Source organism: Kribbella sp. NPDC051936 (assembly GCF_040680955.1).
Taxonomy (GTDB): domain Bacteria; phylum Actinomycetota; class Actinomycetes; order Propionibacteriales; family Kribbellaceae; genus Kribbella.
The window spans coordinates 340,294-361,067 of the sequence record NZ_JBFAXS010000003.1; the positions used below are offsets into that span (position 1 = coordinate 340,294).

Sequence of the window (20,774 nt, forward strand, 5' to 3'; positions counted from 1 at the left end):
GTCGATGCCCGTCTCCTGCTGAAGTACGTAGCTTGTCCGGTCATGTTTCGTGACCGGCGCTCACGTGCGGCTGCGATCCGGCGCCAATCGTCCGTGAATCCGAGAGAGAGTTTGCGTGACCCAGCACCACCAGCACGACCCCGAGTCCGCCGACGGGCGGACCAAGAAGCCCCGGCACAAGAAGCACCAGAACCAGTCGTACGGCGAGCGGATGGCCGCGGACGCGACGTACGACGCACCGCGCGCGGACCGTGCGCCGGTGAAGGGCTACCGCTCCGAGCAGCCCCGCCCCGACCGCGGCCAGCGCAACCGCGACGACCGTCCGTACAACCGCGACGACCGCCCGCAGTACAACCGCGATGACCGTCCGCGCTTCAACCGCGACGACCGTTCGTCCGACAACCGCGACGACCGTTCGTCGTTCAGCCGTGACGAGCGTCCGCGCTTCAACCGCGATGACCGTCCGCAGTACAACCGTGACGAGCGGCCGCGCTTCAACCGTGACGAGCGTCCGCAGTACAACCGCGATGAGCGGCCGCGCTTCAACCGCGACGACCGTTCGCAGTACAACCGCGATGAGCGGCCGCGCTTCAACCGCGACGACCGTCCGCAGTACAACCGCGACGAGCGTTCGTCGTACCGGCGGGACGACCGTTCGCAGGGTGAGCGGACCGACCGGCCGCGGTTCAACCGGGATGAGCGTCCGCGCTTCAACCGCGACGACCGTCCGCAGTACAACCGGGACAACCGGTCGCAGTACAGCCGGGAGGACCGGCCCCGTTTCGAGCGGGACGACAAGAGCTATCGGAGGGACGAGCGAGTGCAGCGGGACGACCGGCGGAACGAGCGTACGGAGCAGCCGGTGGACCTCGGTACTGTTGCTGAGGACAACCAGTTTGCCGCGCTCGGCCTCGCGCCGCGGCTCGTGCAGCGGCTGGCCCGGGACGGAATCACCACGCCGTTCCCGATCCAGGCGGCGACCATCCCGGACGCGCTGGCCGGCAAGGACGTGCTCGGCCGCGGCCAGACCGGATCCGGCAAGACGCTCGGCTTCGGTCTCCCGACGCTGATGCGGCTGGCCGGCGGCCGGACCGAGTCGCGCCGTCCGCGCGGCATGATCCTGGTGCCGACCCGTGAGCTCGCGATGCAGGTGCACGACGCCCTCGAGCCGCTCGCGCACGTGATGAACGTGTCGCTGAAGCTGATCGCCGGCGGCCTGCCCTACCCGAAGCAGATCGAGTCGCTGCGCCGTGGCGTCGACCTGCTGATCGCCACCCCGGGCCGCCTGATCGACCTGTGCGAGCAGGGCGCGGCGGATCTGGGCGCGGTGGAGATCTCGGTCCTCGACGAGGCCGACCACATGTGCGACATGGGCTTCATGCCGGCCGTCACCACGCTGCTCGACATGACGCCCGCCGAGGGCCAGCGGCTGCTGTTCTCCGCGACTCTCGACAATGACGTCGACAAGATCGTGCGGACCTACCTGAAGGACCCGGTGCAGCACTCGACCGAGTCCGGGCAGGCGACGGTCAGCACGATGGAGCATCACCTGCTGGTGATCGAGCCGGCGCACAAGCAGTCCTTGACCGCGGAGCTGGCCAGTCGTGACGGCCGGACCATCGTCTTCGTCCGTACCAAGCTGGGCGCCGACCGGATCGCGACCCAGCTGCGCGACCGCGGCGTGATGGCCGCGGCCCTGCACGGCGGCCTGGCCCAGGGCGCACGGAACCGGACGCTGGAGCAGTTCAAGGACGGCTCCGTTCCGGTGCTCGTGGCAACGGATGTCGCGGCCCGGGGTATCCACGTCGACGACGTCGGGCTGGTCGTCCAGGCCGACCCGCCGGCCGAGCACAAGGACTACCTGCACCGCGCCGGCCGTACGGCGCGTGCGGGCGGCAAGGGCGCCGTCGTCACGCTCGTTCTGCCGCACCAGCGGCGCGGGATGATGCGGATGGCCGAGTCGGCCGGCGTGAAGGCCGAGCCGGTCCGGGCGCGTCCGGGCGACGAGCTCGTGACGGAGCTGACCGGCGGCAACAAGCCGTCCGGGTACCCGGTGAAGCTGCCGGCCCCGAAGCCGCGCGGCAACAAGGGCGGTCGTCGCTTCGGCAGCACCCGCCCGGGAGGCGGCCACTACAGCCGCGGCGGCAACGGCCCCCGCCGCAGCGGCAACGGCCCCCGCCGTACCGACGGGAAGTCGTACCAGCACTGAGCCGCCGGCGTTGAGCCCCAGTCGCCATTTGAGGGGTTAACCACGCAAGCTGCCCCTTCACACCTTGCATGCACGCTGTGAAGGGGCACGGTCGGGGGTTAACCCCTCAAACGTGTCGGGAGGCGGTCAGGTCAGGACGGCCCAGAGGCGGGCGAGGACCGCGGCGATCTCGTCCGCGTCGAGGGGGACGAGCTCCAGCATGAGTTCGTCCTCGGCCACGCGGTCGGTCATCACGTAGATCGGTGGTGTGCCGGCCTCCAGCTCGGTGGCGACGCGTTTCGCGTCCGGGACCGTCAGCCGGACCCGGGACACCTGCAGGCCGGTGGGATCCTGCACCGCCACGGCAGTGATGCCGGGGATCCGCGAGGCCGCGTCGACCAACGCGTCCACCTTGGCGAGCTCGTCGGCCTCCCACTTCACCCGGTCGAACGCCTGCCACTCCTCGAGGGCCGCGAGAACGCCGACGATCGCTTCCTTCGTCGGCTTCATCAGCCGCCCGATGCCCTTCTCCTGGGCCCGCAGCGCCTGCACCAGGCTCCAGCTCCCGGCCGCCAGTCCGGCGGTCGGCGAGCCGAGGTACTTCTGCCCGCTCACCAGCACCAGGTCCGCGCCCGTCGCGAGCAGGTCCGCGATCCGCGGGAACTGCGCGGCGCCGTCGATGATCGCCGGTACGCCGCGGCGGTGCGCGGCCCGGATCGCGGCGACCAGGTCGATCGGCTCGCCGCGCGTCAACCGCGACGACACCAGCATCAGGCAGGCGACGTCCGGGCCGTCGAGCTCGGCCTCCAGATCGTCGATCGTGCAGCCGTCCTCGTCGCCGGCCAGGTCGACCTGCGCGCCGGCCAGCCTGATTCCCTGCAGGTTGGAGTGCCCGTAGTCGATGACGTGGCAGGCCGGCAGCACGACGCGGTTGTGCATGTCCGTTGCGTCCGGCAACGCCGCCGTCCGCCGGGGGTCGCCGCCGGTCATCGTGGCCGCGGCGGCGAGCGTGACACCGGCCGCGGTGCAGTGCACGACGGCGCCGGCCTGGGCGCCGGTCACCTGCGCGATGGCCTCACTGGCCCGGTCGCCGAGCTCGTCCATGTCGAAGAACTCGGGCAACGCCTGTGCGACCGCCGCCGCCACCCCGTCGGAGCTCCTCGACACCCCCAGCGGGGTGTACGTCCCCTTGGCGTTGATCACCACACTCAACCGATAACGATCGTGGATGCTCATGGTGTTGCCGAGCGTAGTGGTCACGGACAGCAATTGGCGAGAGTCCGAGAGCAATCAAGATCTTGACCCGAAGCTACTCGTGAGTCATTCTCACTTTTACCGACCTGAGGAGGGACCGTGCCCCGCCCCGCACTCCGAACCCGCCTTCGTACGGCTGCCGCCGCGGCCGCTGTCACCGCTGTCCTCGCGGCTCTGCCCGCGCCGACCCAAGCGGCCTCGCAGATCGCTTCGCAAGCCGTTGCCGTGAGCCCCACCGACTATTGCCTGGAGCAGTGCCGTGACATCTTGCCGCCCGGGCAGAACGGCAACGCAACCTTCACGGATCTCCTTGCTTTCAAGGCGTTGGGAGTCCGTCCGGCGCACTTCAGCGACACGGTGAAGCCGTACCAGGACCTGGTCTGGAACTCGCAGGGCATCACAGACGCGGGTCTCGCGCCGTACTTCGACGACGCGTCGTTCGGGGTGAAACCGGACGACGTGGCAAGCACCGTCCAGCCGCGCAGCGACGTGACGATCGTCCGCGACAAGTCGCGCGGCATCCCGCACATCACCGGGACCACGCGGCTGGGCACGATGTTCGGAGCGGGGTACGCCGGCGCGCAGGACCGGCTGTTCGTGATGGACGTGTTCCGGCACCTCGGCCGCGGCCAGCTGACGCCGTTCGCGGGCGGCGCGGCGGCGAACCGGGAGTTCGAGCAGGAGTTCTGGCGGACCGCGCCGTACACCGAGGCCGATCTGCAGCGGCAGTTCGACGACGCGGACGAGTTGTACGGTGCCGACGGCGTGAAGATGCAGCAGGACATCCAAGCCTGGGTGGACGGCGTCAACCACTACATCGACACGGTCGGCATCGCGTACCCCGGCGAGTACGTCGCCCTCGGCCTGCAGTGGCCGACACCGCACTGGAAGGTGACCGATGTGGTCGCCACCGCGGCCGTGGTCGCGGGCATCTTCGGCACCGGCGGCGGGTCCGAGGTGACGTCGGCGCTGGCGTTGCTCGAGGCACAGGCGAAATACGGCGTCGACCAGGGCACCAAGGTGTGGGAGTCGTTCCGCTCCCAGAACGACCCGGAAGCCAGTACGACGGTACACAACGGCGCGACCTTTCCTTACGGGACGACCGGGCCGAATCCGGCCGGCCGCGCGCTGCCGGATCGCGGCTCGGTCACTCCGGAGCCCGAGGTGATCGACCAGACGGCCGGCAAGACGGCCGCCGCCGTACCGGCTCCGGACAACGCGGAAAGCCTGCGCGGAATCTTCGACGGCGGACTCTTTCCGGAAGGTTTCGGAAAGAAGGGCCTGTCGAACGCCCTCCTGGTTTCCGGCGCGCACACCCAGTCCGGCCGCCCGGTCGCGGTGTACGGCCCGCAGACCGGGTACTTCGCCCCGCAGCTGCTGCTCCGTCAGGAGCTCCAGGGGCCCGGCGTCAGCTCGCGTGGTATCGCGTTCGCCGGCCTGAACTTCTACACGCTGATCGGCCGCGGCCCCGACTACTCGTGGAGTGCCACGTCCGCGGGCCAGGACATCAGCGACACGTTCGCCGTGCCGCTGTGCGAGCCGAACGGCGGAACGCCGACGAAAACGTCGCAGTACTACGTTTTCCGCGGCCAGTGCGTGCCGATCGAGCGGCTCGAGCGGCACAACGCGTGGTACTCCAGCCTCGGCTCGTCGGAGCCCGCCGGGTCGTACACGCTGGTTGCCCTGCGCACCAAGTACGGCATCGTCACGCATCGCGGCACCGTCGGCGGAACGCCGGTGCTGTTCACCAAGAACCGCTCGACGTACGGCAACGAGGCGGGGTCGGCGCTCGGGTTCATGCAGTTCAACGACCCGGACAAGGTCAAGTCCGCCGCCGACTTCCAGAAGGCGGCCGCGAACATCGGGTACACCTTCAACTGGTTCTACACCGACAAGGACTCGATCGCGTACTTCAACTCCGGTGACAACCCGGTCCGCGCGGCCGGCGCCGACCCGAACCTGCCGACCTGGAGCTCGTACGAGTGGCAGGGCTGGAACCCGGCCACGAACCGCGCGACGTACACGCCGGCGGCGCAGCACCCGCAGGTGGTGAACCAGGACTACCTGACCAGCTGGAACAACAAGCAGGCGCCCGGGTACTCCGCGTCGGACGGTCAGTGGGGCTACAACGCGGTCTACCGCAGCCAGCCGCTCGACGACCGGATCAAGGCGGTCATCGGCAGCGGCCAGAAGTTCACCCGCGGCAAGCTGGTCGAGGCAATGGAGGACGCGGCCACGGTCGACCTCCGCGGCGACCAGGTCCTGCCCTACCTCCTGAGAGTCCTCAGGTCCGCACCGATCACGGACCCCGCGGTCGCCGACGCGGTCGCGAAACTGACCGCCTGGCAACAGGCCGGCGCGCATCGCAAGACCCCCAGTGCAGTGTCCCGCACGTACGACAACGCCGACGCCGTCCGTCTGCTCGACGCATGGTGGCCCCTGCTCGTCCCCGCACAGTTCAAGGCCCTGGGGCCCGACCTCTACGGCGCACTGACCGCCAACCTCAAGATCGACGAGCGCCCGAGCGCCCAGGGATCCGCCTTCCAGAGCGGTTGGTGGGGCTTCGTCCAGCGCGACCTCCGAAAGGTCCTCGGCGACCCGGTACAGGCGGACCAGCCAGTCACCTTCTGCGGCAGCGGGTCACTGGCCGCCTGCCGCACCACCCTCACCGAGACACTGCTGGCCGCGACCAAGGTCCCGCCGTCGACGATCTACGCGGCGACCGCGGACTGCGCGGCCGGCGACCAGTTCTGCGCCGACCAGATCGCGCACAACCCGATGGGCGGCATCACCCAGGACAGGATCGCGTGGGTCAACCGGCCGACGTACCAGCAGGTGGTCGAGTTCCCGGCGAAGCGCGGCGACGACGTCAGCAACCTGGCGGCCGGGAGGACGGCGACCGCGAGCAGCTACGAGAAGGGCTGGTACAACTCGCCGCCGGCCCAGGCAGTGGACGGGAAGCTGAACACGCGGTGGGCCAGCGACTGGTCCGATCCGCAGTGGCTGAAGGTTGACCTCGGCAACGAGCAGCCGGTCAGCCGGGTGGTGCTGCACTGGGAGGCCGCGTATGCGCGGGCGTACAAGGTCGAGGTGTCCCGCGACGGATCCACCTGGCAGCAGGTGTACGCGACGACAGCCGGTGACGGTGGCCAGGACGTGGTCCGCTTCGGTGCCGTACCGGCCCGGTTCGTGCGGGTGACGGGGACCCAGCGCGCGACGTCGTACGGGTATTCACTCTACGAGCTGCAAGTCTTCAGGTGGTGATACCCCGGCGCCTGTCACCATGGGCGCATGAACCAGAACTTTCCCCCGAACCAGCCGTATCCGCCGCAGCAGCCCGGTTACCAGCAGGGCCCGCCGCCCGGGTACCAAGGTCCGGCGCAGCAGGGGTACCAGCAGGGTCCTCCGCAGCAGGGGTATCAGCAGCAGGGGTATCAGCAGCAGAGCTACAGCCAGCCGGCCCAGCCCGCTCAGCCCACAGCGCCGCACGTCGCTCCTCAGGGGTCGCCGTACCCGGTGCTCGTCTCGACCATGAACGACCTGCCCGGCTACACCGCGGAGCAGGTGTTCGGGGAGGTCTTCGGGCTGACGGTGCGCAGCCGCAACATCGGGTCGAACTTCACCGCGAGCTTCCGGTCGCTCGGCGGTGGCGAGGTGCCGGAGTACACCCAGATGCTGGCCGAGTCGCGGCACGTCGCCGTGATGCGGATGTGCCAGATGGCGCAGCAGATGGGCGCGAACGCGATCCTCGCGATGCGGTTCGACTGCAACGAGATCGCGCAGACCATGAGCGAGGTGGCCGCCTACGGCACGGCGGTGGTCGTCCGGAAGATCGAGCCGCCGCGCGCCCAGGACACGACACCCGACGAGGACGATGCGAATGACAGCTGATCTCACCACGTCGAGCGCAGCGAGCGAGGAACTGATACTGCCGCCCGGTTTCCGGTGGGGGGTCTCGACGTCGGCGTACCAGATCGAGGGTGCCGTGGCCGAGGACGGCCGCGGTCCCTCCACCTGGGACACGTTCTGCGCCGAGCCCGGCCGGATCCTGAACGGCGACACCGGCGCGGTGGCGTGCGACCACTACCACCGGTACGCCGAGGACATCGCGCTGATGCGTGAGCTCGGCGTGGACACCTACCGGTTCTCGTTCGCCTGGCCGCGGATCCAGCCGTCGGGGAGCGGTCCGGGGAACGCGGCCGGCCTGGACTTCTACGACCGGCTGATCGACACGCTGCTCGGCGCCGGGATCCAGCCGGCGCCGACGCTGTACCACTGGGACACCCCGCAACCGCTCGAGGACGCCGGGGGCTGGCTGTCCCGCGACATCACCGACCGGTTCGCGGAGTACGCCGCGATCCTGGGCGCGCGCTTCGCGGACCGGGTGCCGCTGTGGATCACGATCAACGAGCCGGTGGTGCTGACGTTGATGGGGTACTCGCTCGGCGCGCACGCGCCCGGCAAGGAGTTGCTGTTCGACGCGCTCCCGGTCGCGCACCACCAGCTGCTCGCCCACGGCCGCGCGGTGCAGGCACTGCGGGCCGCCGGCGCCCGGACGATCGGCATCGCGTCGAACCACGCGCCGACCTGGCCCGCGACCGACAGCGCGGAGGACAAGGAGGCGGCGGCGCTCTACGACAACCTGGTCAACTGGTTGTTCGCCGATCCGATCCTGCTCGGCGAGTATCCGGCGGGGATGGGCGACGCGATGCCGGGGCCGGTCGCGGACGACCTCGCGGTGATCTCGACCCCGCTCGACTTCTTCGGCATCAACCACTACGCGCCGGTCTCCGTCGGCGTCGCCACCGGTCAGCCGGACACCGCGGCGACCGACGGCGTTCAGCTGCCGCCCGGCTTGCCGTTCGAACCCCGCCGGCTCGAGGGATACCCGACCACGGACTTCGGGTGGCCGGTCGTGCCGGAGGCGTTCGGCGAGATCCTGCGGATCTTCAAGGAGCGGTACGGCGACAAGCTGCCGCCGATCTACATCACCGAGAACGGGTGCGCGATCAACGACGGTCCTGTCGACGGAGTGGTGACCGATCAGCGCCGGATCGACTACCTGGACGGCTACCTGCGGTCGTTGAAGGGCGCGATCGACGCCGGGATCGATGTCCGCGGGTACTTCCAGTGGTCGCTGCTCGACAACTTCGAGTGGGCAGCCGGGTATTCGCAGCGGTTCGGTCTGGTGCACGTCGACTTCGAGACCCTCGAGCGCACGCCGAAGGCGTCGTACTTCTGGCTCCAGGCCCTGATCGCCCAGAACCGGCGATGATTCCCGAGCCCGGCGTGGTGCCGTCCGCCTTGGCAGAGCCGACCGTCCGGGTGCGGGGCGGGTGGACGGCGGCGGTCGTGCTCGCGAATGTCGGGGTGTTCGCCGCCTGGCTCGGGCCGATCCAGGTGCTGCTGGCGAAGCAGTCGGAGGCTGTTGCGCCGGGCAACAAGGAATACGTTTTCGGACTCGTCACCGGTGTCGGTGCGGCGGTGTCCGTGGTGGCGAATCCGGCCTTCGGCGCGCTCTCGGACCGGACCACGTCCAGCCACGGCCGCCGCGTTCCGTGGGTGGTCGCCGGTGCCGTTGGCGGCGCCATCGGTCTCGGGATCCTGTCCGGCGCACACGTGATCGCGCTGATGCTCATCGGCTGGTGCCTGATGCAGCTGTTCGGCAACGCACTGCTCGCCGCGGCCACAGCCGTCGTACCGGACCGGGTTCCGGTCGCCCAACGTGGAGTGGTCGGCGGCTGGGTCGCCATCTCCCAGGTTCTCGGCGCCCTGGTCGGGACGGCACTCGCGGCCGCGTTCGAGAGCTTCACGCTCGGGTACCTCGCCTGCGCCGCGTTCCTGCTGTTGTCGGTCGTTCCGTACCTGTTCCGCAGCGACGACGTCCCGCTGACGGAGCGCCCGCCGTTCGTGCTCGGCGAGTTCCTGAAGGGCTTCTGGATCAGCCCGCGCCGCTACCCGGACTTCGGCTGGGCGTGGCTGACGCGGTTCCTGTTCAACGTGGGCAACGCGTTGGGCACGCTGTACCTCTTCTACTACCTGCAGGACGAGGTCGGCGTCGACGACCCGGACACCGGCGTCCTGATCTTGACGGCCATCTACAGCGTGTGCGTGCTGGTGACCGCGATCGGCTTCGGGCGGTGGTCGGACCGGTCGGGCAGGCGGAAGGTGTTCGTCACCGCGTCCGGCTGGGTGATGGCGGCGGCCGGGGTCGACCTCGCGGTGTGGCCGAGCTGGCCGGGCGCGATTCTCGGGGCGATCATCCTCGGTGCCGGCTTCGGCGTGTACCTGTCGGTGGACTTCGCGCTGCTGACCGAGGTCCTGCCGAGCGCACGCGACCGCGGCAAGGATCTCGGCGTCATCAACATCGCGAACTCGTTCCCGCAGGTGCTGGCGCCGGTCATCGCCGCGCCGATCGTCAAACACCTGGGCGGCTACCCGGTGCTCTACTTCTCGGCGTCCGCGGTCACGCTTCTGGCCGGCGTACTCGTGACCCGGATCCGCTCGGTCAGCTGAGCCGCCGTACGCCCATCGGCGGGGACGGCGATGTGCTCGAGGTCGAGCCAGTTCGCCATCAGGTGGAGCTCGGCCGCCAACTGCTCGACGAAATCGGGGGCGCCCGGCTCGGCGGTGAGGGTCGGCACGACCAGAGTCGAGTTCTGGCGGTCGGCCTTGAGGTCGACGCGGGCGACCAGCCGGTCGCCGAGGAGGAACGGAAGCACGTAGTACCCGTGGACGCGCTGCGGTGCGGGCGTGTAGATGCTGATCCGGTAGAAGAAGTCGAACAGGTGGTGCGTGCGGTCGCGGTTCCAGATCAGCGGATCGAACGGCGACAGCAGCGCCTGCGCCTCGACCGGCCGGTCCTCCGCTTCGTGCCACCGGTACGACTGCTGCTTGACGCCCTCGACCCGCACGGGCACCAGGTCGCCGGCGTCGACCAGATCGGCGATCACCTCGCGACCGGTTGCGGCCGGCAACGGAAAATGCGCCTGACCGCTGCCGCCGCAGAGCTCTTTCAGCGTCGCGATCCCCAGACCACGCGCCGCGATCCGGACCAGCTCACGCCGCGCCTCGTCGGCGGTCGGCACCGGGGCGTCGAGGACGCCGGCGGGTAGCACGCGCTCGGTCAGGTCGTAGATCCGCTCGAAATGCCGACGGCCCGCGATCGTCACCTGGCCCGTGCAGAACAGGTACTCGATCGCGATCTTCGCGTCCTGCCAGTTCCACATCGTGCCGGTGGACGGATCCGGGTGCGGATCGGTGCGCCTGCGGCGTACGCCGTCCGGGCTCGCCTCGCCCGCGGTCACCGGCCCCTGTTCCGTCACGAGCCGGAGGACCTGGTCGACGTACCCGGGCCGCTCCGCCGTCAGCCGGCGCATCCCCGCGACGACCGACCACGGCGCGGTCACGTCCGGGCTCAGCTCGTCGTCCCACACCTGCCGCTCGGCGGCCAGCATCCGCCACCGCATCAACGGGAAGACGTCCAACGGGAGCAGTGCCGCCTTGTGGCCCCAGAAGTACTCGAACAGCTCCCGGTCCGCGCCCCAGCTCATCCGGTCCAGGCTCGCCCGCGAGTAGTTCCCCACCCGCGCGAACGCCGGCAGGTAGTGCGACCGGCACACCACGTTCACCGAGTCCAGCTGCAGTACGCCCGCCTGCCGGATCGCTTTCCGCACCCGTCGTACGTCCACCCGCCTCCGCGCATCGCCGAACCCCTGCGCCCGCAGGGCAATCCGCCGCGCGCTCTCCACCGAGACGTCATCACCAACGGCCACCATGAACCGAACCTATAGCGCAACACTTGGCTCATGCAGTCCATCACGATCGGAAAGTCACCGGAGTACCTCCGGCTGACCGCCGCGCGGCGGCCGTCAGATGCCCCGCACCACGTGCCGAGAGAAACGCGTGCAGCGCCGGCAATCCCAAGGGCAGCACCGAGGTTAAGCCGACCCCCGGCGCGCCGACGGCGGGCGCAGCACCGCGGGACCGGAACGCCCAGCATCCCGTCGGCAGACCGCATTTGAGAGGTTCACCTGCCAACTCGCCCCTTCGCCCACGGTGTGCAGGGGGTGAACGGACACTTTGAGAGGTGAACCCCCGATGATCTCCGGCCAGACGTCGTCACGTCCGGAGGACGTTGCGCGCGCGTTCGAGCTGGGTGTGCCGGTCGGCGGTCTCGTCCTGGTCAGGCGCGGTGACGCGGAGGCCTGGCGGCTCGACACCAGCACCGGAAGCTACTTCGTGAAGGGGTACTTCGAGGACCTGACCGGTCAGCTGGCGGTGGCGATGGAATTCGAGCGGCTGGCGCTCGAGGCCGGGGTGGACATGCCGGAGCCGGTCGCGCCTGCCGATCCATTGCTGGGCTGGGTGACCCGGATCGATGAGCGGCTCTTCCGCGTCTACCGATGGGTCGAGCACCGCGACCCTGCGCTGGACGTCTCCAGCTGGTTCGGCCGCACGATGGCGCAGGTCCATCAGCTGCAGCCCCTCGGCTCGAGCGGCTTGCCTCAGTGGTGGCGGCAAGCGGTTCATTTGCCCGCGACGTGGGAGGGCTGGTTGGCCGACGCACAGCAGCGGCAGGCGCCGTGGGTCGACAGTTTCGCGGAGACTCTTCCGCGCATCCGCACAGCCGGCGCACGCATCGCGGAGCTCTGCGACGACGTACCGGATCTCGTGACAACCCATGGCGACTTCAAGCCCCACAACATCGTCAACTCTCCCTCCGGGCCTGTCCTGGTGGACTGGGACGCCGTCCGCACCGACAGCGCAGCCCTCGAAGCAGGTCGGGCCGCCTATATCTTCGGAGCAGGAGATCCCCAGCGGATCAGAAGGATCCTGACCGCGTACACCGCTGCCGGTGGCGAACTCGGCTGGACCGGACCGGACCTCTTCCTCAGCGTGACCAGAAACCACCTCCAGGTGCTGGGGGACCTGATCCAGGTATGGCTCGGGCAGGCCGACGCAGCCCGCTGGATGGGCGACCGCGCGGCGATCGAGGGCGCAATCGCCGAGAGGCTGCTCGCTATGCGGGCAGCGGCTCCGCCTGGTAGCTGAGGTCCAGCCGGCGGTAGGCCGCGCTCAGGAAGGCCAGCAGGACGACGATCAGCATCAACAGGCTCGCGGCGACGAACGCGAGGGCGATGCCGCGCGCCTGCCCGGCGCCGAGCAACCAGCCGAAGGTACTGCGGCCGGACGCCGAGTCCATGTACGGGATGAGCAGGAACTGCGCCGCCGGGCCGACCGCGAACGCCGCGATCGGGGTCGACGCGGTCTCGATGCTCTGCGCGAACCCGAACACCCTGCCCTGCTTCTCGAACGGCACCATCCGCTGCAGGATCGTCTGCTCGGCCGCCTCGGCGATCGGGATCAGCAGCAGGAACCCGAACATCCCGAGCACCAGCAGCGACTGCCACTCGCGCACCGCCGTGCCCATGCCGACGACCGCGATGCCGACGTTCGCCAGCAGCAGCAACCGCAGCGGCGAGCGGCCGAGCCCGAAGCGGGCCACCAGCGCACCGCCGGCGATGAAGCCGACGCTGGTGAGACCGAGGACCACGCCCCACGACTGGACCGAGAACAGGTTCAGCCCGTACGGGTCCATCAGCGCCATGAACACACCCATGATCAGGTTGTTGAACGTGCTGAACAGCACCAGCGGAAGCAGCCCTGGAACGGCGCGCATCGTCCGCCACGCGCTCCGGACGTCGACCCTGGCGCGCTCGTGCTGCTCCGGCCGCGGTTCGTCGAGGTGGATCGCGAGCAGCAGGTGCACGAGGACGGCGACGGTGAACACGACGGCGATCGCGACCGTACCGCCCATCCCGACGAACCCGACGGACAGGCCGCTCAGGACGCTGGTGATCAAGTGCGCGACGCCGTTGACCGTGCCGACCAGGCCGTTCGCCTTGTCCCGGCGGTCGGCCGGGACGAGCAGGGTCACGGCGGTGGACAGCGCGATGCTGCGGAGCTGACCGGCCGTGCTGCCGACCAGGACGAGCAGTGTGAACACCCAGAACCACGCCCCGTGCCAGTCGGTGATGCGGCGGCCGGCCACGGCGTACAGGACGCCGGCGAGTGCGAAGGCGACGCCGGTGATCGAGGACGACAATGCCATCGCGGTCTTCTTGCGGTGCGCGTCGACGACCGCCCCGAAGATCGTGCCGGAGGCGGCCCCGACGAGCATCGAGACGCCGGAGACGAGCGACGCCGCGAGCACCGAGTGCGTGACCAGATACACCCAGAACGCGAAGCCGAAGCTCAGGAACGTGGTCGTCACGTTCGCGACCAACGTGTTGATCAGCAACCGCCGGAATGTCGTGTTCATACTCCTACGTCGAACGCGACGTCACGGAATTGACATGGCCTCCCGAAGGACCGCGAAATCGTCCGGATCGAGCGGGACGAGACCGCGGCGGAGCTGGTAACCCCAGCTCGCCTCGCCGGTGAGCTTCAGGTCGAGGTCGCGCAGCGCGGCCCGGCGTACCGGCAAGAACTCGATCCGCCGCCGCCACGGCTCGATCGTCCCGCGCGCGCCCATACTCATCGGTTCGGCCTGGTACGGCGCGTCGTCGGCGACCACTCCGAGCGCGGTGAACGCGCGCAGCGGAGTCTTCTCGCCGTACCGCTCGGTCGGGGAGTAGATCGCGAAACCGTCGCCCTTGCGGAGCCGGGCGACGCCGTACCGCTTGCCGTGGTTGAGCTGGATGAAACCGCCGTCGACGGCCCGCCGGGTGTGGTCCGCGGAGACCACACCCAGCCAGGCCCTGTTCAGATCGTTCATGCACCTACTGTGAGGCCGAATATGCGACATCTTTCGTCATAATTCGGCGGCGGAGCTTGTCGAGCAGCGGCGCGGCGATCAGCACCACGATGACGGCGTAGATGACGTACGCGACGGGACCGCCCACCAGCCCCGAGACGTCGCCGTTCGACAGTTGCAGCGCCATCCGGGCCTGGCGCTCCGCGATCGGGCCGAGGATCACGCCGATGATGAGCGGCAGCACCGGCAGCCCGAACCGGCGCATCCCGAACCCGAGCAGGCCGAGCAGCAGGAGCAGCAGCAGGTCGAGCGGCTGCGCGTTCACGGCGTACGCGCCCATCGAGGCGAAGAAGATGATCCCGGCGTACAGGTACGGGCGGGGGATCTGCAGCAGCTTCGCCCAGGCCGGCGCGAGCGGCAGGTTGAGCAGCAGCAGGAACAGGTTGCCGATGAACAGGCTCGCGATCAGCGCCCACACCAGCTTCGGCTCGCGCTGGAACAGCAACGGTCCCGGCTGGATGCCGTACGACGTGAACGCGGCCAGCATCACGGCCGCGGTCGCGTTCGTGGGCAGGCCGAGGGCGAGCATCGGCACCAGCGTCCCGGCGGCCGACGCGTTGTTCGCGGCCTCCGGTCCGGCCACGCCCTCGATCGCGCCGTGCCCGAACTCCTCCGGGTGCTTGGACAGCTTCTTCTCGGTCGCGTACGACAGGAAGGTCGGGATTTCCGCGCCGCCGGCCGGCAGCGCTCCGATCGGGAAACCGTACGCCGTCCCGCGCAGCCACGGCTTCCACGAGCGGCGCCAGTCGGACTTGCCCATCCACGGCCGGCCGACCGGGATCACCGTGCCCGGGTTCCGCCGCAGGTGCGCCGCGACCCAGAGCGCCTCGCCGACCGCGAAGATGCCGACGGCAACCACCACGACGTCGATACCGTCGGCGAGCTGCGGGATCCCGAGGGTCAGCCGCTGCTGGCCGGTCACCTTGTCGATCCCGACCAGCCCGATCACCAGGCCGAGCAGCAGCGCCGCGAACCCGCGGATCCGCGACGACCCGAGCACCGAGGTGGCGCCCGCGAACGCGAGCAGCATGATCGCCAGGTAGTCCGGCGCGCCCAGGCTGATCGCGAACTTCACCACCTGCGGCGCGACCAGCACCAGCAGCAGCGTGCCGATCGTCCCGGCCACGAACGACCCGATCGCGGCCGTCGCGAGCGCCTGCGCGGCCCGCCCGGCGCGGGCCATCTTGTTGCCCTCGATCGCCGTCACCACCGATGACGACTCGCCCGGTGTGTTGAGCAGGATCGACGTCGTCGAGCCGCCGTACATGCCGCCGTAGAAGATGCCGGCGAACATGATGAAGGCCTGCACCGGCTCGAGTCCGTACGTGATCGGCAGCAGCAGCGCGACCGTCATCGCCGGCCCGATCCCGGGCAGCACGCCGACCGCCGTACCGACGGTGACTCCGAGCAGCGCCAGCAGCAGGTTCAGCGGCGTCAGCACGTCGCCGAACCCGTTCAGCAGGTTCATCAGGTTGTCCATCACAGAATCCCTTGCAGTACGCCGGCCGGCAGGTTGACGCCGAGCCCGATCGCGAACGCGTAGAACGTGATCAGCGCCAGCGCGACGGCGATCACCAGGTTGCGGATGTGGTGCCGGCTGCCGAGCGCGAACGCCGAGCCCCAGAACAGCACGGTCCCGCTGATCACCCAGCCCAGCGGCTCGATCAGCACCAGGTTCACCACGAACGCGGCGATCAGCAGCAGCACGGTGCGCCAGTCGACGGGCGACGTGACGTCGACGTCCTCGCCCTCCTCGGCCGCGCCGGTGCCGCCGCGGGCGACATCGACGGCGTACAGCGCGGCGACCACCAGGAGCAGGACGCCGAGCACGATCGGGACCGGCTTCGGGCCGATCGGATCGTTGCTGTTGGCAATGTGCTGGAGCCGGGCGGCGTCGACGATCACCAGGGCGCCGACGACCGCCAGGAACCCGCACACTCCGTACTGCGCACGATCCGGCCGCCGGGTCGCGGCCAAGCTCATCCGCGTCCTCGCTTCGCTCCGGGCGCGGATGAGGCACGAATCGCACTGTGCTTGATGATGACCTCGCTGCGCTCGCTCATGCTGCCAGACCCAGCTTGGTCAGGATGTCGGCGACCGCCTTGTCCTGGTCGGTGAGAAACTTCCCGAACGCGTCGCCGGTCACGAACGCGTCGGTCCAGCCGTGCTTGGTCAGCTCGGCCTTCCACTCCGCCGAGTCGTGCATCTTGGTCAGCGCGTCGATCCAGACCTTCTTGTCCGCGTCGCTGATCTCCGGCGGCGCCACGATGCCGCGCCAGTTCGTGAACACCAGGTCGATCCCGGAGTCCTTCAGCGTCGGCACGTCCTTGAGCGCGTCGATCGGCTTCTCGCTGGTCACCGCGAGCACACGGACCTGGCCGCTCTCCACCTGGTCGAGGAACTCGCCGAAACCGCTGGCGCCGAAGGCGATCTTGCTGCCGAGCAGCGCGGGCAGCAGCTCGCCGCCGCCGTCGTACGAGACGAAGTTGACGTCCTTCGGGTTGATCCCGACCGCCTGCGCGAGCTGCATCGGCAGCAGGTGGTCCGGGCCGCCCGGCGACGAGCCGCCGCCGACCGCCAGCCCCTTCGGGTTCGCCTTCCACGCGGTGACCAGGTCCTGGATGGTCTTGTACGGCGAGTTCTTCGGCACCACGATGGCGCCGGCCTCCTCGATCATCTTCGCGATCGGGGTGGTCTGGGTGAGCGTCGCCTTCGACTTCGACGTGTACGTCGCGCCGACCACGCCGAGCCCCATCTGCATGGCGAGCTTGCCGTTGCCCTTCTCGTTCACGATCCGCTGCAGGCCGACCGTGCCGCCGGCGCCCGGCAGGTTGAACACCTGCGTGCCGGTCGCGATCTTCGCGTCCTCCATCACCTTCGCGGCGGTCCGCGCGGTGGTGTCGTACCCGCCGCCGGCGGTGTTCGGCACCATCAGACGCAGTCCGGTGGCCGGCTTCCCGCTGTCGTCGTTCGCGTCGCCGGACTTGTTCGCGGTCGCACCGCACGCGGTCGCGCTGACCAGGGCGAGCAGCGCCGTGGTGACCCAGAGCATCGGCCTAGACCTCATCGGCTGAGTCCTTTCCTAGAGGGGATCAGGTGGCGACGATCGTGGACCTCCGGTGGTACGGGCGTCTGCGTTGTGGCCGCAGCGGTGGTTGAGTTCATTGTGGTCACAGGCGGAACCTGGGTGAAGTGTGGCACTCGGGCTCCGGACCGGTGATCATGCGGTTCGGAAAGGGCGAGGAGGTGGAGCATGGCGAGGTTGGGACGGCGCCCGACGCTGGCTGGGCAGCTGCTCGTGCTGCAGCTGGCGATCGTGGTGGTCGTGCTCGTCGCCGTGGCCGCGGTCTCGCTTGCCCAGTCTGCCGCCACTTTCAACCGGGTGGAGGGCCGCCGGGTGACCCTGCTCGCGGAGCAGCTGTCGGCGAGTCCCGCGCTGCGCTTCAGCATCCGCAACCCGGCCCCCGCCGAGATGCTCGCGCCGACCCTGCAGACCAGCATCGCCCAGTCCGGCGTCACCTCGATCACGGTCGCCGACGCCAAGGGAAAGGTGATCGCGGCAACCAACGTGACGCTGATCGACACCCAGCTCACGCTGGGTGATCCGGATGTCCGGAAGGGCTGGTCCGGGCAGCTGCGGGGCGACGACGGAATGGAGCTGGTCGCGCAGGTCCCGGTGCTCAGCGAGGGCAAGGACAAGCTCGGCAATCCGGACGGGACGCTCGGTGACCACATCGGCACCGTGATGGTCGGCGAGCGCTCTCCTTCGGTACTGCAGCGGTTGCGCGGCGCGTCGTCGTACCTGGCGATCTATCTCGGGATCGCCTGCGTGCTCGGGCTGCTCGGGTCGTGGCTGCTCGCGCGCCGGATCAAGCGGCAGACGCTCGGGCTCGAACCGCGGGAGATCGCCGGTCTGGCCGAGCACCGCGAAGCCATGCTGTACGGGCTGGCCGAAGGAGTCGTTGCCCTGGACCCCCAGCTGCGCGTGACGCTGGTGAACGACGTCGGCCGGCGGCTGCTGGACCTGCCCGCCGACGCGGTCGGGAAATCGCTGCGGGACCTGGGGATTGAAGGGCGGCTGCGCGAGGTGCTCGCCGGCGACGACGAGGCGCGCGACGCGGTCGTCGTACGGCGGGGGCGGGTGCTCGTGATGAACCGGATGGAGGTGCTCAAGGACGGGCGGTCGCTCGGATCCGTGACCACGCTGCGCGATCGGACCGAGCTCGCGCAGCTCGAGCGCGAGCTGGGCTCGTTCCGCTCGTCCGCCGAGCTGCTGCGGGCGCAGACGCACGAGTTCGCGAACCAGCTGCACACGATCTCGGGGCTGATCCAGATCGGGGAGTACGACGAGGTGGTCACGTACGTCGGTGCGCTCAATCGGTACCGTGAATCGCTCGATCTGACCGTGACACGGCGGGTCCACGACACCACGGTCGCGGCCCTGCTGATGGCGAAGTCGTCGCTCGCGGCCGAGCGCCGCGTCGAGCTTCGGGTGTCCGAGCGGACCACCCTGCTGCGCCTCGATCCGGCGCTGTCCGCCGACATCGCGACCGTCCTCGGGAATCTGGTCGACAACGCCGTCGACGCCGCGGCGCAGTCCGGCACGCCGCTGTCGCCCGCGTGGGTCGAGGTCGAGCTGCGGCAGGACGCGACCAGCGTCGAGATCGTGGTCCGCGACTCCGGACCCGGCGTCGCGCCCGAGCTGGCGCAGGAGGTGTTCGCGCACGGCTTCACCACCAAGGCCGCGGCCGAGGGTGAGCGGGGGATCGGCCTGGCAATGACGCGCCTGATCTGCCGGCGCCGCGGCGGCGAGGTCGCGGTCACCAACCTGTCCGAGGGCGGCGCCGCGTTCGTGGCGCGGATGTCCACCCAGCGAACCCCGGAAGGAGCCCGATGATCACCGTCCTGGTCGTCGACGACGACTTCATGGTCGCCCGCATCCACCGTGGGTTCGTCGACCGCGTCGACGGCTTCGAGGTCGTCGGCACCGCGAACTCGGGCGACCAGGCGGTGGCCGCGCTCGCCGACCTCGCTCCCGACCTGATCCTGCTCGACCTGTACCTCCCCGACGTGTTCGGCCTCGACCTGATCGCCCGGCTGCGCGCCGTCCGGCCCGACGTCGACATCCTCGTCATCACCGCCGCCCGCGAGGCCGACGCCGTGCGCGGCGCCGTACGGCAAGGGGTCGTGAACTACCTGCTGAAACCCTTCGGTTTCGAGGATCTGCGGACCCGGCTCCAGGAGTACGCCCGCCGCCGCGCCAGCGTCCCCGACCAGGTCACCTCCCAGGCCGACGTCGACCGCGTCCTCGCCCCCACCCGCCAACTCGTCAACCGGCTCCCGAAAGGCCTCAGCCAGGAAACCGCCGACCTCGTCGCCGCCGCTCTGCGAGCCACCCCCGACAGCCTCTCCGCCGCCGAATGCGCCGAGAAGATCGGCATCTCCCGCGTCAGCGCCCGCCGCTACCTCGAGTTCTACGCCGCCCAAGGCCGAACCGAAGTTACCCTCCGCTACGGCACCACCGGCCGCCCCGAACGCCGCTACACCTGGCGAACCTAGAACTTCCAGCCCACACGTGCTCCTCAGGCGCTCACCTAGTCGCTTCGATGTACCGGCGACGGCGGTTCTGGCGGCGGTGTGGGTGGGCCAGGGTGGCGGTGGTTGAGGCGCGGCAGTACCGGACGTACTGACTCGAGGTGTACTGGCGACCGCGGTCGGAGTAGAAGATCGCGCCCGCAGCTGTCCAGCGCCATCTGGAGCGGGTCGACGACAAGACTGGTGCGGGTGTGGTCGGCCAGTTGCCAGCCGACGACCATCCGGGTGGCCAGGTCGATCACGGTGGCCAGATACAGCCAGCCCTGACCGATGCGCAGGTAGGTGATGTCACCGACCAGCCTCTCGCCCGGCGCGCAGTTGTCCGGGGCGAAGGCACGCTCCAGCAGGTCGGGTGAGTCGACTGGGCGGTCACCGGGCAGTGGTCCGCCGGTAGCCGCGTGACTGCACGGCCCGCAAGCCAAGCTCACGCATCAAACCGCGACCAGTCCCACGCTGCAGGCACACCCCTCGCGGTTCAGCGGGCACGCCGACCTGCCGGCACCCGTAGGTCTGCCGGGACCGGTCGAACACCTGCCGGATCCGCGTCCCCAAAACCCGCCGCCTGACACCGGCCGCAGCCTCGGCTCGGTGGCGCCAGGCAGCGGCTTTTCAAGAACTCGTTCTCCATCCGCAACCGGCGGATCTCGGCCTCCATCTCCTGCACCCGAACCTGATCCACCGGCTCCACAGACTCCTGCACACCGGCCTGCAAACTCACTCACCCACTTGTTCAGCGTCTTCCGCTTCACACCGAGATCACCCGCCACCTCGGTGATCGGCCGACTCGACCGCACCACCATCTGCACAGCCTCAGCCCGAAACTGCGCACTGAACCGCGGACGCTTCCCGGCTCGCTCCAGAGCACCTGTCCAACGCCCTTGGCACACCTCACCCCGCTTAGCTCGGTGCATTGGTTGC

At 69.6% G+C, this 20,774-nt stretch carries 16 protein-coding genes and 1 pseudogene; 8 read left to right on the forward strand and 9 right to left on the reverse strand.

Annotated elements, in window-relative coordinates; genetic code table 11:
• The first annotated feature begins 115 nt into the window (after positions 1-115).
• On the forward strand, positions 116-2,209 hold the full coding sequence (locus AB0L64_RS11855; protein WP_363710135.1) for a DEAD/DEAH box helicase: 2,094 nt from the start codon (positions 116-118) through the stop codon (positions 2,207-2,209).
• Between the two features lie 126 nt (positions 2,210-2,335).
• Here the strand turns inward: AB0L64_RS11855 and AB0L64_RS11860 are convergent, their stop codons facing one another.
• On the reverse strand, positions 2,336-3,424 hold the full coding sequence (locus tag AB0L64_RS11860; RefSeq protein ID WP_363710136.1) for an aminotransferase class V-fold PLP-dependent enzyme: 1,089 nt from the start codon (positions 3,422-3,424) through the stop codon (positions 2,336-2,338).
• A 117-nt stretch (positions 3,425-3,541) separates the two neighbouring features.
• Here AB0L64_RS11860 and AB0L64_RS11865 point away from each other — a divergent pair, with 117 nt between their 5' ends.
• The 4 genes from AB0L64_RS11865 to AB0L64_RS11880 are packed head-to-tail and all read left to right on the forward strand — an operon-like array spanning position 3,542 to position 9,958.
• A complete protein-coding gene (locus AB0L64_RS11865) occupies positions 3,542-6,706 on the forward strand; it encodes a penicillin acylase family protein (RefSeq protein ID WP_363710137.1) in 3,165 nt (1,054 codons plus the stop codon).
• A gap of 27 nt (positions 6,707-6,733) precedes the next feature.
• Positions 6,734-7,333 carry a YbjQ family protein gene (locus AB0L64_RS11870; protein WP_363710138.1) on the forward strand — a complete coding sequence of 200 codons (600 nt, stop codon included), beginning with the start codon at positions 6,734-6,736 and terminating at the stop codon, positions 7,331-7,333.
• Complete coding sequence (locus AB0L64_RS11875; protein ID WP_363710139.1) at positions 7,323-8,717, forward strand: GH1 family beta-glucosidase; 1,395 nt, start codon at positions 7,323-7,325, stop codon at positions 8,715-8,717. Before AB0L64_RS11870 ends, AB0L64_RS11875 begins: the two co-directional genes overlap by 11 nt.
• A complete protein-coding gene (locus tag AB0L64_RS11880) occupies positions 8,714-9,958 on the forward strand; it encodes an MFS transporter (RefSeq protein WP_363710140.1) in 1,245 nt (414 codons plus the stop codon). The genes AB0L64_RS11875 and AB0L64_RS11880 overlap by 4 nt, the downstream gene beginning before the upstream one ends.
• Here the strand turns inward: AB0L64_RS11880 and AB0L64_RS11885 are convergent.
• A complete protein-coding gene (locus tag AB0L64_RS11885; protein ID WP_363710141.1) occupies positions 9,889-11,220 on the reverse strand; it encodes a crosslink repair DNA glycosylase YcaQ family protein in 1,332 nt (443 codons plus the stop codon). The two genes, AB0L64_RS11880 and AB0L64_RS11885, sit on opposite strands and share 70 nt — an antisense overlap.
• 322 nt (positions 11,221-11,542) lie before the next feature.
• On the opposite strand from AB0L64_RS11885, the gene AB0L64_RS11890 reads away from it, so the two are divergent.
• Entirely contained in the window at positions 11,543-12,496 is a 954-nt protein-coding gene (locus AB0L64_RS11890) for a phosphotransferase (protein ID WP_363710142.1), read from the forward strand.
• Here AB0L64_RS11890 and AB0L64_RS11895 read toward each other — a convergent pair.
• From AB0L64_RS11895 to AB0L64_RS11915, 5 genes are all read right to left on the reverse strand, one after another.
• On the reverse strand, positions 12,465-13,766 hold the full coding sequence (locus tag AB0L64_RS11895; RefSeq protein ID WP_363710143.1) for an MFS transporter: 1,302 nt from the start codon (positions 13,764-13,766) through the stop codon (positions 12,465-12,467). The genes AB0L64_RS11890 and AB0L64_RS11895 overlap by 32 nt on opposite strands.
• Positions 13,767-13,787: 21 nt before the next feature.
• Positions 13,788-14,222, reverse strand: coding sequence for an EVE domain-containing protein (locus tag AB0L64_RS11900; protein WP_363710144.1), 435 nt, complete (start codon positions 14,220-14,222; stop codon positions 13,788-13,790).
• Positions 14,223-14,226: 4 nt separating this feature from the next.
• On the reverse strand, positions 14,227-15,741 hold the full coding sequence (locus tag AB0L64_RS11905; protein ID WP_359934084.1) for a tripartite tricarboxylate transporter permease: 1,515 nt from the start codon (positions 15,739-15,741) through the stop codon (positions 14,227-14,229).
• The gene (locus AB0L64_RS11910) at positions 15,741-16,244 is read right to left on the reverse strand and encodes a tripartite tricarboxylate transporter TctB family protein (RefSeq protein WP_363710145.1); all 504 of its coding nucleotides are present in this window, start codon (positions 16,242-16,244) and stop codon (positions 15,741-15,743) included. The genes AB0L64_RS11905 and AB0L64_RS11910 overlap by 1 nt, the downstream gene beginning before the upstream one ends.
• Before the next feature lie 76 nt (positions 16,245-16,320).
• On the reverse strand, positions 16,321-17,328 hold the full coding sequence (locus tag AB0L64_RS11915) for a tripartite tricarboxylate transporter substrate binding protein (protein ID WP_359934080.1): 1,008 nt from the start codon (positions 17,326-17,328) through the stop codon (positions 16,321-16,323).
• A 186-nt stretch (positions 17,329-17,514) separates the two neighbouring features.
• Here AB0L64_RS11915 and AB0L64_RS11920 point away from each other — a divergent pair, with 186 nt between their 5' ends.
• A complete protein-coding gene (locus AB0L64_RS11920) occupies positions 17,515-19,158 on the forward strand; it encodes an ATP-binding protein (RefSeq protein WP_363710146.1) in 1,644 nt (547 codons plus the stop codon).
• Entirely contained in the window at positions 19,155-19,820 is a 666-nt protein-coding gene (locus tag AB0L64_RS11925) for a response regulator (protein ID WP_359934076.1), read from the forward strand. Before AB0L64_RS11920 ends, AB0L64_RS11925 begins: the two co-directional genes overlap by 4 nt.
• A gap of 133 nt (positions 19,821-19,953) precedes the next feature.
• Here the strand turns inward: AB0L64_RS11925 and AB0L64_RS11930 are convergent.
• Together AB0L64_RS11930 and AB0L64_RS11935 are read right to left on the reverse strand one after the other, a co-directional pair.
• Positions 19,954-20,167, reverse strand: a pseudogene (locus AB0L64_RS11930) (DDE-type integrase/transposase/recombinase); the annotation flags it as partial.
• Positions 20,168-20,287: 120 nt separating this feature from the next.
• On the reverse strand, positions 20,288-20,767 hold the full coding sequence (locus tag AB0L64_RS11935; RefSeq protein ID WP_363710147.1) for a transposase: 480 nt from the start codon (positions 20,765-20,767) through the stop codon (positions 20,288-20,290).
• Positions 20,768-20,774 lie beyond the last annotated feature (7 nt).